At 64.4% G+C, this 15,377-nt stretch carries 11 protein-coding genes, 1 pseudogene and 2 riboswitches; of the genes and pseudogenes, 9 read left to right on the top strand and 3 right to left on the bottom strand.

Going from position 1 to position 15,377, the window contains the following annotated elements; translation table 11 throughout:
• Positions 1-33: 33 nt before the first annotated feature.
• On the top strand, positions 34-792 hold the full coding sequence (locus tag PQR42_RS26365) for a GntR family transcriptional regulator (protein ID WP_408388098.1): 759 nt from the start codon (positions 34-36) through the stop codon (positions 790-792).
• 30 nt (positions 793-822) lie between these two features.
• Here the strand turns inward: PQR42_RS26365 and PQR42_RS26360 are convergent, their stop codons facing one another.
• The 3 genes from PQR42_RS26360 to PQR42_RS26350 all read right to left on the bottom strand — a co-directional run bounded on the left by PQR42_RS26360 (position 823) and on the right by PQR42_RS26350 (position 3,875).
• On the bottom strand, positions 823-1,866 hold the full coding sequence (locus PQR42_RS26360; protein ID WP_168790462.1) for a rod shape-determining protein: 1,044 nt from the start codon (positions 1,864-1,866) through the stop codon (positions 823-825).
• Between the two features lie 158 nt (positions 1,867-2,024).
• Positions 2,025-3,092 (bottom strand): ABC transporter substrate-binding protein, encoded by a 1,068-nt coding sequence (locus tag PQR42_RS26355; RefSeq protein WP_408388096.1) that lies wholly within the window; start codon positions 3,090-3,092, stop codon positions 2,025-2,027.
• 166 nt (positions 3,093-3,258) lie between these two features.
• Positions 3,259-3,397, bottom strand: a riboswitch (guanidine-I (ykkC/yxkD leader).
• A gap of 109 nt (positions 3,398-3,506) precedes the next feature.
• On the bottom strand, positions 3,507-3,875 hold the full coding sequence (locus tag PQR42_RS26350; protein WP_408388094.1) for a MarR family transcriptional regulator: 369 nt from the start codon (positions 3,873-3,875) through the stop codon (positions 3,507-3,509).
• Positions 3,876-4,031: 156 nt separating this feature from the next.
• Here PQR42_RS26350 and PQR42_RS26345 point away from each other — a divergent pair, with 156 nt between their 5' ends.
• The 8 genes and pseudogenes from PQR42_RS26345 (at position 4,032) to PQR42_RS26310 (ending at position 15,069) form a co-directional block, all read left to right on the top strand.
• Positions 4,032-4,922, top strand: a complete 891-nt coding sequence (locus PQR42_RS26345) for a sugar phosphate isomerase/epimerase family protein (protein ID WP_408388092.1) — start codon at positions 4,032-4,034, stop codon at positions 4,920-4,922.
• 9 nt (positions 4,923-4,931) lie between these two features.
• Entirely contained in the window at positions 4,932-5,993 is a 1,062-nt protein-coding gene (locus PQR42_RS26340) for an isopenicillin N synthase family dioxygenase (protein WP_408388090.1), read from the top strand.
• Between the two features lie 457 nt (positions 5,994-6,450).
• Positions 6,451-6,585: riboswitch (guanidine-I (ykkC/yxkD leader) on the top strand.
• Between the two features lie 57 nt (positions 6,586-6,642).
• Positions 6,643-7,398 carry an urea amidolyase associated protein UAAP1 gene (locus PQR42_RS26335; RefSeq protein WP_408207377.1) on the top strand — a complete coding sequence of 252 codons (756 nt, stop codon included), beginning with the start codon at positions 6,643-6,645 and terminating at the stop codon, positions 7,396-7,398.
• A gap of 11 nt (positions 7,399-7,409) precedes the next feature.
• Positions 7,410-8,066 carry an urea amidolyase associated protein UAAP2 gene (locus tag PQR42_RS26330; RefSeq protein ID WP_408207375.1) on the top strand — a complete coding sequence of 219 codons (657 nt, stop codon included), beginning with the start codon at positions 7,410-7,412 and terminating at the stop codon, positions 8,064-8,066.
• Positions 8,063-11,659 carry an urea carboxylase gene (gene uca / locus PQR42_RS26325; protein WP_408388088.1) on the top strand — a complete coding sequence of 1,199 codons (3,597 nt, stop codon included), beginning with the start codon at positions 8,063-8,065 and terminating at the stop codon, positions 11,657-11,659. The genes PQR42_RS26330 and uca overlap by 4 nt, the downstream gene beginning before the upstream one ends.
• A pseudogene (gene atzF / locus PQR42_RS26320) lies at positions 11,656-13,098 on the top strand (allophanate hydrolase); the annotation flags it as partial. The gene uca and the pseudogene atzF, both read left to right, overlap by 4 nt.
• A gap of 25 nt (positions 13,099-13,123) precedes the next feature.
• Positions 13,124-14,095 (top strand): ABC transporter permease, encoded by a 972-nt coding sequence (locus PQR42_RS26315; RefSeq protein ID WP_408388086.1) that lies wholly within the window; start codon positions 13,124-13,126, stop codon positions 14,093-14,095.
• 59 nt (positions 14,096-14,154) lie between these two features.
• Positions 14,155-15,069: an ABC transporter ATP-binding protein gene (locus PQR42_RS26310; RefSeq protein ID WP_408207367.1), complete on the top strand. Its 915-nt coding sequence runs from the start codon at positions 14,155-14,157 to the stop codon at positions 15,067-15,069.
• Positions 15,070-15,377 lie beyond the last annotated feature (308 nt).

Below are 15,377 nucleotides of genomic sequence, written 5' to 3'. Positions count from 1 at the left end.
CGCCGATAATAAGAAAAAAGGGACCTTGGCATCATGAACGACGACCCGACGAATCTGCTGGAGACGCCCGCCGCTTCAGGCGTGCAGGAGGCGCCCGCCGCGCCGGCCGCGGCCAATCCGCTCGCCGAGCAGGTCTATCAGCAACTCAAGACCGATATCTTCAGCTTTCGCCTGTTTCCCGGCGATCGTTTTTCGGAAAACGGCATTGCGCAGCACTACGGCGTGTCACGCACGCCGATGCGCGACGGCCTGTTCCGTCTGCAACGCGAGGGCTACCTGGAGGTCGGCTTCCGGCGCGGCTGGAAAGTGTCGCCGATCAACTTCGATCAGCTCGATCAGCTCTACGATTTGCGCATCGTGCTGGAAGTCGCGGCGGTGGAGCGGGTGGGCGCGGGCGGCGACATCGCGCATGCGGCCGTCGAGGAATTGAAGGCGGTCTGGTGCGTCGCGCCCGAGTTGCGCGAGAGCGATCCGGTGAAAATGTTCGGCATGGACGAAAACTTTCACCGGCAACTCGTCGCCGCCACCGGCAATGCGGAAATGCTGCGCGTGCATAACGAAGTGACCGAGCGCATCCGCATCGTGCGGCGGCTCGATTTTCTGAAACCGCACCGCACCAGCGCTACCTACGACGAGCATTCCACCATGCTCAACCTGATCGAACGCAACCGGCTGACCGAAGCGATCATTCTGCTGCGCGCGCATATCACGCAGAGCAAGCTGGAAGTGCGCAAGATCACGCTCTCCATGCTCGCCGCGGCGCGCGACAGCAAGCTGCCGTTCGTGTCCTGAGCGGCCTGAGCGTCCGGATGCGCGCCAGGCTCACTCGTAAGAGAACGCGCCGCCGAACTTGTCGATGCGCTCAAGCGCCATGCCCGAGCCGCGCACCACGCAGGTCAGCGGCGCTTCGGCGACGAACACCGGCAAGCCGGTTTCCTCGGCCAGCAACCGGTCGAGATCGCGCAACAGCGCGCCGCCGCCCGCCAGCATGATGCCGCGTTCGGCGATGTCCGCGCCGAGTTCCGGCGGCGTCTGTTCCAGCGCGATCTTCACGGCCGAGACGATCTGGTTGAGCGGATCGGTCAGCGCTTCGAGAATCTCGTTGCTGGACACCGTGAAGCTGCGCGGAATGCCTTCCGACATATTGCGGCCCTTGACTTCCATCTCCTTGACCTCGGAGCCCGGAAACGCGGAGCCGATTTCCTTCTTGATCGCTTCGGCCGTTTGCTCGCCGATCAGCATGCCGTAGTTGCGGCGAATGTAATTGACGATCGCGTCGTCGAACTTGTCGCCACCCACGCGCACCGAGCCTTTATAGACGATGCCGCCGAGCGAGATCACGCCCACTTCCGTGGTGCCGCCGCCGATATCGACCACCATCGAGCCGGTCGGGTCCGAGACCGGCAGGCCCGCACCCGTGGCCGCGGCCATCGGCTCCTCGATCAGATAGACCTGCGAGGCGCCCGCACTGTGCGCGGCCTCCTTGATCGCGCGCCGCTCCACCTGGGTGGACCCGCACGGCACGCAGATGATGATGCGCGGCGACGGCGCGAACATACGCGACTCGTGCGCCATCTGAATGAAGCGCTTGATCATCTGCTGGGTGATGTTGAAGTCGGCGATCACGCCGTCCTTCATCGGGCGGATCGCCTCGATATTGCCCGGCACCTTGCCGAGCATCTGTTTTGCTTCCTTGCCGACGGCCAGAATGATCTTCTTGCCGTTCGGACCGCCTTCCTGACGAATCGAAACCACCGAGGGTTCGTCCAGCACGATGCCCTTGCCACGCATGTAAATCAGGGTGTTCGACGTGCCGAGGTCGATTGCCAGGTCATTGGAAAAATAGCCGCGCAGAAAACCGAACATGCAAATTCCTGTCTCTCGGAAGTCGGGCGCAGAGCGCCGCTTGGAGTGCCGCCCGAAGGCGGCAGGCGACCAGTTGACGGTCGGGAGAGACGCAAGAATAACAGTTTCGGGTCCGCGGGCTATTTCAGCGGTTTTGGTTGCTGTGCCTGGCGGGTCGCTTACTGCGCGTTGGCGAGTGCCGGATCGATATAGGCGCTCACGTTCTGCGACTGTTTGTAGACGGCGTTGCGCACGTTGAACTTGTCGGCGTTCACACTCGAACCGTACACGGAGTCCAGTCCGTCGCCCTTGGTGAAGGCCTTTTTCGCCGCCGCCGAGTCGAGCAGGTGCGTGCCTTTCAGCAAGGGCAGGTACTGCGCCGGCGTGAGACCGACCCGCGCGGACATGATCTTGACCGCGTCCGGCTGCGTCTTCGGATCGTTGATATAGGTCACGCAGCGGTACCAGACCTTGATCACCTTGGCCCAGTCGGCCTTGCGCGATTGCAGGCTGACGGGATTGACCGTGATCGCGTCGTAGATCAGGCCGGGGGCGTCGGCGGAAGTGAAGATCGGCCGCGAGCCCGGCACGCGTTTGAGCGCTTCGCCGGCGTTCGGTTGCCAGGCGCCGACCGCGGCGACGTCGCCGGACGAGGCGAGCACCTGAGGCAATTCGTTGGTCTTCGCATTGACGAGCGTGAGGTCCGATTCCTTCAGCGCGTGTTTTTCGAGCGCCGTGTCGAGCAACAAGTGATCGACGAGGCCCATTTCGACGCCGACCTTCTTGCCCTTCAGTCCTTCCACCGTGCGCACCGGCGGCTTGGCGACAATCATGTCGTTGCCGCTCGAGTAGTCGGTCAGCAGGATCATCACGTTCTTCGCGCCGCTTGCGCCGGTCACGAGCGCGTCGCCGTTGGTCGCGCCGACCGCGTCGAGTTTGCCGGCGGAGAACGCATCGAGCGACGCCGAGTAATCGAACCACTGGAAATTGACATCCACGCCGGCTTCCTTGAACCAGCCTTTTTCGATAGCGATCTGGAAAGCGACGAAGCCGGGCCAGTCGCTATAGCCGATGGCGAGCGGCGCGGCCGCAGCCTGCGCCGGGCTGGCGGCAAGACCCGCGGTAAAACCGATAGTAAGGGCGGCGGCCGCCGCTGCAAGCGCGCCGCGCACGCGCAGGGACGAGGCGAAGCGGGCAGGCGAGGTGAGCGAACCACGGGACGTACGGATGGATTCGAAGCGTTTCATCGTTTTCTCCAGGAGACCGGTCAATTGCGATAGTTGAGTTGGATCGCGCGGCGACTGCGCGATGAAACAACATGACCGGTTCCCGCGAGAGAACGACGACAACGCGCGGAAACTGCGGGAGACAAACACCGGCCACGGAGAGGCACGATAGACATTGCTATCGCCAATCTCCCGGGCTTTTGTCCCGCCGTGTAGTGCGGCCGGCGGTTCGTGCTTGCAAACAAACCTGCAATCGAACCGGCTGGCGCACCGGGCTGCTCTCGGACCAGACATTCTCGCGAACCGGAACCCTAGCATCCCTAAGATGCGACGCTGCCGCACCTCTCGGTCAAACATGTAGCGAGAAATATGCCAGCGAGGTTTGCGGCGGAGGCTACACGGACGCTTCAACACAAGTGCATCGCGCACGCGCCGTCAATCCAGCGCCGCGAACCGTTGATGCACATAGGCAAGAAACTGCTCCAGCCGTTCCTCGATCGAGGCCGCGAGGCTCACCTGCTTGATGCGGCGATCCTCGGCGGAACTCGTCTCCAGCAGCCAGCCGCTGTCGATCAACTCCTGCACGTAACGCACGGCGGTGCGGCGGCTCACGCCCGGCATGAATTCATAAAGCGCGGTCTTCGCGAAGTGGTCGTCCTGATCCACCCACATGCGGCAGAACAGATCGCTGTAGTTCAGGTCGTTCAAGCCGAGATCGCCGAAATGCGCCGACCACTGCCAGTCCATGTCGAGAATGGCGCGCGCGACGGCTTGCCCCTTGTTACGCGCAATTTTCTTCTTCATCGATTCACCACGAGGAGGAGGGCTGCACAGTTTAAGTGCTAATTGAGCCGGAAATCGGGCGCGCGAAAATAATGCACGGCCGCGTACGGATAGTTTATTGACTCGTGTTTTTCATGTGTACTATTGCATGCAAGTTTGCATGCAAATGGAGGGGCGATGAAATTCGAATTATTCAAGACGTTCTGGGGCTTCGACGGCGGTCCTCGCGATGCCGCGCCACTCGTGCGGGCGGCCGGCTTCGACGGCATCGAGGCGCCGGTGCCGGCCGACGGAGCGGCGCGCGACGCGTTTGCGCAGGCCATTGCGGACGAAGGCCTCGGCTTCATTGCCGAGATCACGACGGCCGGCAGCTATGTGCCGGAGCGTTCGGCGACGCCGGCCGATCATCTGCGGGACTTCGAGGAGAAGATCGTCTGGGGCAATCCGCTCGAGCCGCGCTTCTTCAACGTGATGGCCGGTTGCGATGCGTGGCCGGCGGCGGTACAGGTGGACTTTTTCTCGCGCGCCGTGGAGATCGCCGCGAAGCACGACGTGCTCTGCAGCTTCGAAACGCATCGCGGGCGCTCGTTCTTCAACCCGTGGATCACTCGCGACGTCGCGCGCGCCGTGCCCACGCTCAAGCTGACCTGCGACTTCAGCCATTGGGTGTCGGTGTGCGAGCGGCTGCTCGACAGCGAATGGGACACGATCCTCGAACTGGCGCCGCATGCGCATCATCTGCATGGGCGCGTCGGCTATCCGCAAGGTCCGCAGGTGCCGCATCCGGCGGCGCCCGAGTACGCGGACTGCCTCGCCTCGCATCAGCGGATCTGGGAAGCGCTGTGGACCGCGCAGATCGAGCAGGGCTACAGCGTCACGACGATGACGCCCGAGTTCGGCCCCGACGGTTATCTGCACACGTTGCCGTTTACGAACGCGCCGGTGGCCGACCTGTGGGAGATCAATACGTGGATGGGGCGCGAGGAACGGCGTCATCTGGCCGCGTTTCTCGCCGACCGTGAGGTTCGCGGCGGGCGGCAGGAACAAACCCACCCTCAGTTTGCTTAGGTATCTCTCATGAGCCAAACCCACACTCGTTTTCAGCAGTTACCCATCGTCGACGTCAGCGGCCTTTTCAGCGACGACAAGGACCAGCGGCTCGCGACCGCGCGCGAACTCGATCGCGCGGCACGCGAGGCCGGCTTCTTCTATGTCACCGGCCACCAGGTGTCACGCGAACAGCAACGCGCGCTGATCGAGCAGGCCAAACGCTTCTTCGCTGCCGAACATGACTGGAAGATGCGCTACTACATCGGCAAGTCGGTGGCGCATCGCGGCTACGTGCCCGAAGGCGAGGAAGTCTTCGCGGGCGGCAAGCGCGACAGGAAGGAAGCCTTCGATACAGGCCGCGAATTGCCCGCCGATGACCCCGACGTGCGCGCCGGCACGCCGATGCTCGGCCCGAATAGCTGGCCCGAACAACCGGGCTTTCGCGAGGCGGTGGGCGGCTATTACGAAGCGGCGTTCGAACTCGGCCGTGCCCTGTTTCGCGGCTTCTCGCTCGCGCTCGGCTTGCCCGAACAGCACTTCGACAGATATCTGCGCAAGCCGCCGAGCCAGTTGCGGCTGATCCACTATCCGCTTGATCCATCCGCGGAAGACCGGCCCGGCATCGGCGCGCATACCGACTACGAGTGCTTCACGATCCTGCTGCCGACCGCGCCCGGACTCGAAGTGATGAACGGCGAGGGCGAATGGATCGATGCGCCGCCGGTCGAGAACGCGTTCGTCGTCAATATCGGCGACATGCTGGAGGTGTGGACCGGCGGGACCTACGTCGCGACGTCGCATCGCGTGCGCAAGGTGAGGGAAGAGCGCTACTCGTTCCCGCTCTTTTTCGCCTGCGACTATCACACAGTCGTCGCGCCGCTGCCGCAGTTCGCGACGTCCGAGGCGGTGGCGAAATACCCGCCTGTCTCGGCAGGCGACCATCTGTTCGCGCAGACGGCGCAGAGCTTTACCTATCTGAAGGAACGTCTCGAACGAGGGGAGTTGGTGTTGCCCGATGGTTCGAAGGCTTTAGCGAGCTTCGGCCAGCAGGCGCGCTATGCGAGCACGGAGCTGGACGCTCAGGGCTGAGCGAAAACGCGCCGAGATCGGATAGCCAATGCCTGGATGCGCAGCATCACGACAACAGCGTCGCTCCGGTTACGAGCGGCGCTGTTGCTTTTGCAGCTCGATGAAACGTGCCGACATCAAGGTATAAAACGCGCGTCGAATGGCAGCAAGCGTCGGCATGATCGTGTGATGAACGGAGTGGACGTGGCGCATTGATACGCACACACCATGCCATCGTCTGGAGCCATGCGCCGCCGTTGCGCGCGCCGAGTTCGAGCCCAATCGTGGTGCCCGGCGCATCCAACTGGTGCGGACTCGCAAACAACGCTGGTGCGCGGGCGGTCGATCCACACACAACGAATTGAGCCGTTCAGACCATCCAATCCCTTGCCACGCCACACTTGCCCCATGCTCACCATGACCCTGGCACACAACTCGCTTAGCTACGCTGCGAGAGGTGCGAAGTAATTTGCATCATCTTCAGGATCGCTAGGGTTCCGGTCGTGCGCATTTCAATGCGCACGATGCCTGGTCCGAGAGCAATCCGGTCTTGCCGTTCACCTTCTTTCAAGGCGCCGGCGAGGCTCCACGGAGGGATAAAAGCCCGGGAGGTCGCGATGTCGGTCAATCGCCCTCTCATGCTTATTCCCAACCGATACCTGGAGCCTCCATGTCGACGCAATCCTCTGTCGATCTCGCACCGATCCCGCATGTGGCGTGGGAAACGGTGATTCCCGCCGGCACGCATTGGTCCGGCGTGCTGCGCCGTGGCATGGCGTTGCGCGTCGTCGATACCGAAGGCGGCGCGAATCTGGCCGCCGTGTTCTACCGGCACGACGAACCGCTCGAACGCTACAACATGGCCGATACGCTGAAGGCGCAGCACACCGCTCATCTGACGCGCGGCCACGTGCTCTATTCGGACATGGGCCGCGTGCTGGCCTCGATCACCGCCGACACGCTCGGCTGGCACGATCCACTCGGCGGCGTCGGCGACGCGGAACTGTTCGCGAGCAAATACGGCGAGGCGCGCTATCAGCAACATCGCAATGCGATGATCCGCAATGGCCGCGACAGTCTGCTGCTCGAACTGGCGAAGCACGGGCTCGGCACACGCGACCTCGTGGCCAACATCAACTTCTTCAGCAAACTCGCGATCGGCGAGGACGGCGCGCTCGACTTCGTAGTCGGCCATTCGCCGGCCGGCGCCGCGTTCGATCTGCGTTTCGAAATGGACACGCTCGCCGTGTTTTCGAGCGCGCCGCATCCACTCGACCCTTCATCCGAATACGAACCGAGGCCCGTCAAGCTGATCGCGTACCGCGCGTACGCAGCCGACGCCTGCGTACCGGCCGACGATGCCTGCCGCTCGGCGTGTCCCGAGAACGGGCGCGGCTTCGTCAACACCGACCGTCTGTTCGTTTAAGGAGACCCGCGATGCCTATCATCGAAAGCAAGCTCGAACTCCGTCATGCGGTCTACGACCTCACGCTGCCGTCCGGCGAACCGTGGCTGCATGAAGTCAAGCGCGGACAGGTGTTCCGCATTCTCGACCTGGAAGGCAATCAGGCGGTCGACACGCTCTTTTATAACAGCGCCGATCCGCTCGAACGCTATAGCGCGCAGGACACGATCCGCGCGCAACGCAATCTCTATCTGTCCGCCGGCAGCGTGCTGATGTCGAACCTCGGCAAGCCGATGCTCAGCATCGTGGCCGACACGTGCGGGCGCCACGACACGCTCGGCGGTGCTTGCGCCGCCGAGAGCAATACGGTGCGTTACGCGCTCGACAAGCGCTACATGCATAACTGCCGCGACAGCTTCCTGCATGCGATCACGCATTGCACGTGCGGCGCGGGCACGCAACTCGGCAAGCGCGACATCGTCAGCAACATCAACTTCTTCATGAACGTCCCGGTGACGCCGCTCGGCAAACTGACTTTCGAGGACGGCATCTCCGCGCCGGGCAAATACGTCGAAATGCGCGCCGAGATGGATGTCACGGTGCTGATCTCGAACTGCCCGCAGTTGAATAATCCGTGCAACGGCTACAACCCGACGCCTGTGCGACTGACGATATGGGATGCCCAATGAGATTCCACAAAGTCCTGATCGCCAATCGCGGTGAGATTGCCTGCCGCGTGATTCGCACGCTCAAGCGGCTTGGCATCGCGTCGGTCGCGGTGTATTCCGAAGCCGACCGCCACGCCATGCATGCGATGCTCGCCGACGAAGCCGTGTGCATTGGTCCGGCGCTCGCGGCGCAGAGCTATCTGAACGGTGCGGCGATTCTCGATGCGGCACGCGCGTGCGGCGCCGACGCCGTGCATCCCGGCTACGGTTTTCTGTCCGAGAACGCTGCCTTCGCGCAGGCTTGCGAGGACGCGGGGATCCGCTTCATCGGGCCAACGCCGCAGCAGATGCGCGAGTTCGGCCTGAAGCACACGGCGCGCGAGCTCGCGCAAGCCAACGACGTTGCGTTGTTGCCGGGCACCGGCTTGCTGCCCGACGTAAGCGCCGCGTTGCGCGAGGCGGAGTCGACCGGCTATCCCGTGATGCTGAAAAGCACCGCGGGCGGCGGCGGGATCGGCATGTCGCTGTGCCGCGACGCGGCGCAACTGGAGAGCGTGTTTGCGTCGGTCGCACGGCTGGGCGCAGCGAATTTTGCCAACGCGGGTGTGTACCTCGAAAAGTTCGTCGAAAACGCACGCCATATCGAAGTACAGATTTTCGGTGATGGCAAAGGCGGTGTGATCTCGCTCGGCGAACGCGATTGCTCGGTGCAGCGGCGCAACCAGAAGGTGATCGAGGAGACGCCCGCGCCTGGGCTTACGCACGCGGAACGAAGCGCGCTGCATGCGAGCGCCGTGCGCCTCGCCCAGGCGGTGAAGTACAAATCCGCGGGCACCGTGGAGTTCGTCTTCGACGCCGACACGCGCCGTTTCTATTTCCTCGAAGTAAACACGCGATTGCAGGTCGAGCACTGCGTGACGGAAGAAGTCACGGGCATCGATCTGGTCGAGTGGATGATCCGCGGGGCCGAGGGCGAACTCGCGCCGCTCGACGTGCTTGCGCCCGTGCCGCAGGGCGCGAGCATCCAGGTGCGCCTGTATGCGGAAGACCCGCACAAGCAGTTTCAACCGAGTGCGGGCGTGCTGACGCATGTCGCGTTCGCCGCCGGCGCGCGGGTCGACACCTGGGTCGATTCGGGCACGGACATCAGCGCGTTCTACGATCCGTTGCTCGCGAAGCTGATCGTCAAAGGCGAGACGCGCGAGGCGGCGCTCGCCGCGTTGCGCGCGGCGCTCGAGCAAACGCAGCTCTACGGCATCGAGACGAATCTCGACTATCTGCGCGCCATTGCCGGGTCGGCGACGTTTGCGCGCGGTGAGCAGACCACTGCGTTCCTGTCGCGCTTCATGTTCGCGCCGCATACGATCGACGTGCTCGACGGCGGTGTGCAAACCACAGTGCAGCAGACGCCCGGGCGCACCGGCTACTGGGACATCGGCGTGCCGCCCTCGGGTCCGATGGACGATCTGTCGTTCCGCCTCGCCAACGAACTGCTCGGCAATCCCGCCGACGCCGCCGGGCTCGAATGCGCGATGGTCGGCGCCACGCTGCGCTTCAACACCGCGACGCTCTTCGTGCTGGGCGGTGCGCCACTCGCCGCGACGCTTGACGGCGCACCGGTCGCGCTCTGGCAAGTTACGCGCGCGCCGGCGGGTGCGGTGTTCAAGCTCGGCGGGGTGACGGGCGCCGGCATGCGCGCATGTCTCGCGCTCAAGGGCGGCCTGCAAGTGCCGGACTATCTGAGCAGTAAGGCGACCTTCACGCTTGGCCAGTTCGGCGGCCACGCGGGGCGCGCGTTGCGCAAGGGCGACGTGCTGCATCTCGCCGATGGCGCGGGCCGCGGCGAAGCGGGCGCGCAACTGGACGCGGCGCGGGTGCCGGTGCTGACGCACGACTGGACGCTCGGCGTGCTCGACGGTCCGCACGGCGCGCCCGATTTTTTCACGCCCGACGATATCGCGATGCTCTACGGCACGCGCTGGACGGTGCATTACAACTCCAGCCGCACGGGCGTGCGCCTGATCGGCCCGAAGCCGCAGTGGGCGCGCACGGACGGCGGCGAGGCGGGGTTGCATCCTTCGAACATTCACGACAACGCGTATGCGGTCGGCGCGGTGGATTTCACCGGCGATATGCCCGTGATTCTTGGGCCCGACGGTCCGAGCCTCGGCGGCTTCGTGTGTCCGGTCACGGTGGTGGGCGAGCAATTGTGGAAGCTCGGCCAATTGCGCCCGGGCGATACGGTGCGCTTCGAACGGGTGCCGGTCAAAGCGGCGGAACGCGTGACGCAGGCGCGCGAAACAGGACACGATTGCATCCTCTATCGCGACCCGACGGCAGGCGAGGGCACCGGCGTGGTCTATCGCCGCTCCGGCGATCAGAACGTGCTGATCGAATACGGTCCGCTCGTGCTCGACCTGAACCTGCGCTTTCGCGTGCATGCGTTGATGAACTGGCTCGACGCGCACCGCTTGCCGGGGATCATCGATCTGACGCCGGGCATCCGTTCGCTGCAAGTGCATTTCGATCATCGCGTGCTGTTGCACGACGCGTTGCTCGCGCATCTGCAGCAAGCCGAGCGCGAACTGCCCGCCGTGGACGCGATGCGCGTGCCGAACCGCATCGTGCATCTGCCGCTCTCCTGGGACGACCCGTCGACGCGGATCGCGATCGAGCGCTACATGCAATCGGTGCGTCCCGACGCGCCGTGGTGCCCGAGCAATATCGAGTTCATTCGCCGCATCAACGGACTGAATAGCATCGACGACGTGAAGCGCATCGTGTTCGACGCGCGCTACCTCGTGATGGGTCTCGGCGACGTCTATCTCGGTGCGCCGGTCGCGACGCCGCTCGATCCGCGCCACCGTCTAGTCACCACTAAATACAACCCGGCGCGCACGTGGACGCCGGAGAACGCGGTGGGCATCGGCGGTGCGTATCTGTGCGTGTACGGCATGGAAGGGCCGGGCGGCTATCAGTTCGTCGGCCGCACCGTGCAGATGTGGAACCGCTATCGCACGACGCGCGAGTTCGAGGCGGGCAAGCCGTGGCTGCTGCGCTTCTTCGATGAGATCCGTTTCTACGAAGTCAGCGAGGCCGAGCTGGCCGAACTGCGCACGGATTTCATCGCGGGCCGCGCGAGCCTGAAGATCGAGGAGTCCGTGTTCGACCTCGGCGCGTACAACCGCTTCCTGAAGGACGAAGCCGAGTCGATTGCCGCGTTCAAAAGCACTCAGCAAGCCGCCTTCGACGCGGAGCGCGAGCGCTGGAACGCGGTTGGGCATGCCGAATACGTCGGCGAAACCGATTGCGATGCCGCCGCCGCCGACAACCCGGCGAACGACGCGCTCGCGGCCGGCCAGCAAGGCATCGTCGCCGATGTGTCGGGCAGCGTGTGGAAGCTGCTGGTCGGCAAAGGCGAACGGGTCAGCGACGGCCAGGTGGTCGCGATCGTCGAGTCGATGAAGATGGAAATCTCCGTCACCGCGATTGGCGACGGCGTCATCGAAACGATCGACTGCGCGGAAGGCGCGGCGGTGGTCGCGGGTCAACGCTTGATGGTGATGCGCGCCGGCATTGCAGCCGACGCCACCGAGGAGGCTACGTGCAAATGAAATCACACGACGATGTATTCCAGTTCATGTCGATCGCCGCGCTCCGGGCGCGCTATCGCGCCGGCAGCCTCACGCCCGCGCAACTGGTGGAAGCGGTCGCGGCCCGCACCTCGGGCGACGACCCGCATCACGCGTGGATCCGTCCTTTGAACCGCGACGAGATGATGCGTTACGCCGATGCGCTCGAAGGCCGGGACATCGACACACTGCCGCTCTATGGCGTGCCGTTCGCCATCAAGGACAACATCGATCTGGCCGGCATTCCGACCACCGCCGCGTGCCCCGCCTATGCGTACACGCCCACGGCCAGCGCTCCGGTGGTCGCGCGCCTGATCGCCGCCGGCGCGATTCCGATCGGCAAGACCAATCTCGACCAGTTCGCCACGGGTTTGTCCGGTCAGCGCTCGCCACACGGCGCGTGCCGCAACGCGCTCGATCCGCGCTACGCGTCGGGCGGTTCGAGTTCCGGCTCGGCGGTATCGGTTGCGCTTGGGCTGGCGGCGTTTTCATTGGGCACCGACACGGCAGGATCGGGGCGCGTTCCCGCGGCATTCCACGGCCTGATCGGACTGAAGCCGACCAAGGGCGTGTTGAGCACGCTCGGCGTGGTGCCGGCCTGCAAATCGCTCGACTGCGTGTCGATCTTCGCGCGCTCGGCAAACGACGCGCAGTGCGTGTTCGACGCCGCGCGCGGCGTGACGGCGAACGACCCGTATGCGCGCGAATTCGAGCCGCCGCAGAGCTCCGCACCGCATGCCGCGCAAGCGTCGCTGCGCGGTGTGCGCTTCGGCGTGCCGCGCGCGAACCAGCTCGAATTTTTCGGCGACGCCTCGTACGCGCACGCCTTCGACGCCGCGCTGACGCGCTTGCGTGCAGCCGGCGCCGAACTGATCGAGATCGACTTCGAGCCGTTTCTCGCCACCGCGCGGCTGCTCTACGAAGGGCCGTGGGTGGCGGAGCGGCTCGCGGCGATCCGCGAGTTCGTCGCCACGCAGCCGGACGCGCTGCATCCGGTGATCCGCGAGATCATCGGCGGCGCGGCGCGCTGGAGCGCGGCCGATGCGTTCGCCGCCTTCGACCGCCTCGCGTTCCTGCGCATGCAGGCCGCCGAAGTCTGGCAGCGGATCGACGCCATCGTCACGCCGACCTCGGCGACGACCGCCACCGTCGACGAACTGGAAGCGGACCCGATCCGCGTGAATTCGCGCTTCGGCTACTACACCAACTTCGTCAACCTGCTCGACCTGTCCGCGCTGGCGGTGCCGGCCGGCATCTGCACGGTCGGCAAACACGCGGGCCTGCCGTTCGGTGTGACCTTCGTCGCGCGCGCACACGAGGACGCCATGCTGCTCGATCTGGCGCGCGCATGGCTCGACGAAAGCGACGAACGCGACGATCGCGACGAAAAGCCCGCGGCCTCGACGTCCGCACACGACGCAACCGCAGTCCGCCTCGGAGAATCACATGGCCGTCATTGACAGAACCGAATGGTTCGCGGTGCGCCGCGAACTCTCCGTGCGCGGCAAATGGCTGTTGGGCGCGGGCTCGTTCCTGTTGCCGCTCCTCGTCTGGTGTCTGGTCAGCTACGTGCCGTTCATCTGGCATCCGCAAGTGCTGATCGACACTCCGGGCAGCGTCGACTATTTCCAGCCGGGCATGCGCGTCGACAAGGACGTGTTCGCCGACGAACTCGCCCACGCGCGCGACGCCCATACGGCCTTGCCGGCCGGCGAACCGGTCAACCCGGTGTATCTGCCCGCACCGCATGAAGTGCTGCGCGCGTTCTACACCGCGTTCACCACGCCGCCCGCATCGCGCGACGGCGTGTGGCTGCATCAGAGTCTATGGCACAGCATTCAGGTGATTTTCTGGGGCTTCGTGCTGTCGTCGGTGATCGGCGTGCCGATCGGCATCGTGTGCGGCACGTACAGCGCGATCGCGCGCTTGCAGGAGCCGTTCTTCGAGTTCTTCCGCTACTTGCCGGCGCCCGCGTTCGGCGCCTTGATGGTGGCGATCCTCGGCATTTACGACGGCCCGAAGATCGCGATCATCGTGATCGGCACGTTGTTCCAGCAGGTGCTGATCGTGGCCAACACCACGCGCAAGCTCGAATACGGCCTGTTCGAAGCCGCCATGACGCTCGGCACGAAGAAACTCAAGCTGCTCACGCACGTGGTGATTCCAGGCATCCTGCCCGACCTGTACCGCGACCAGCGCATTCTGCTCGGCTGGGCGTGGACCTATCTGATCGTGGCGGAACTGGTCGGCACCAGCTCCGGCATCACCTGGTACATCACGCAGCAGGCGCGCTACGAGCACTTCGAGAATGTCTACGCGGCGATCATGATGATCGGCATCATCGGCCTGGGCACCGATCTCGTGCTGGCCTTTCTCGGCCGCAAGCTGTTTCCGTGGGACCGCACGCTCAAGGCGTAGCGGACGGTTTCGTGACTCGGCATATCGCATGCACCGCACCGCATTCAAAGGATTCCATCATGTTAAATCCGCAACCCGTTCCGTCGTACCTGATCCAATCCGAAGCGGTACGCGAGCGTTTCGACCGCCTGAAGTCGCGCGAAGTGATTCTCGAAGTTCGTGACTTGGGCAAGCGCTTCGAGACGCCGCAAGGCGAGTGCACGGCGCTCGACGGCATCGACTTCAAGACGCACCGGCGCGAATTCGTCTGCGTGATCGGACCGTCGGGCTGTGGCAAGTCCACGCTGATCCGCATTCTCGCTGGCCTCGAACGGCAGACGAGCGGCAGCGTGCTGCTGGACGGCAAACCGGTGCAGGGACCGGGCGCCGACCGCGGCATGGTGTTTCAGGGCTACACGCTGTTTCCGTGGCTGACGGTCAAGAAGAACGTCATGTTCGGTCTGAAGATGAACGGCCACAGCACCATGCATGCCGAACGCGAGGCGTTGCAATGGCTCGATCTGGTCGGTCTGACGAAATTCGCCAATGCCTATCCGCATCAGTTGTCGGGCGGCATGAAGCAGCGCGTGGCGATTGCCCGCGCGCTCGCCAACCGGCCGCGCATTCTGCTGATGGACGAACCGTTCGGGGCGCTCGACGCGCAAACGCGCGCGAAGATGCAGACGCATCTGCTCGATATCTGGCGCAACATCGACGTGACCGTGCTGTTCATCACGCACGATCTGGACGAGGCGATCTTTCTCGCCGATCGCATTCTGGTCCTGAAGGCGAATCCCGGCGAGGTGCAGGAGTTGATCGAAGTGCCGGTGCCGCGGCCGCGCGACTATTCGCAGGTCACGTCGGCGGAGTTTCTGGCGACCAAGGCGCGGCTCGAGGCCTTGATCCATCCGCCGACTGACAACCACGATGACGAGGACGACGTCGTCAAACCGCATATGATCCGTATGACCGACGTCGCGGACAACGTCGAATAGATCGCAGCCCTCGCGGCGCCGGCACAAGGGCATACCGACGCATCCTCACCGAAACCGCCGTTCCGCCGCATTGCAGCGGGCGGCGCGCGGCCCGCGACCTGTTCGGCAGGATAAAGAAACTGCGGCACTCCGGTGCTGCGGCGCCGCATGCGGGGAAAACAGGCTCGGCTCTTGCGCCAGTCATGCAGGGGGTTCGTCGGAAACGGGCCGCCCGCGTCCCTAATAATGCGCATGAACATTACCGGATCGTAATCACCCGCCCGAGTGCTTGACGGTATGATTTCACCGTCAACGCCAAGCGGAGCAAC

The sequence above is a fragment of the Paraburkholderia sediminicola genome (assembly GCF_046027355.1).
In the GTDB taxonomy this organism is placed as follows: domain Bacteria; phylum Pseudomonadota; class Gammaproteobacteria; order Burkholderiales; family Burkholderiaceae; genus Paraburkholderia; species Paraburkholderia sediminicola_B.
The sequence above is the reverse complement of the archived record's forward strand: the minus strand, read 5'-3'. Positions and strand labels throughout refer to the sequence as shown.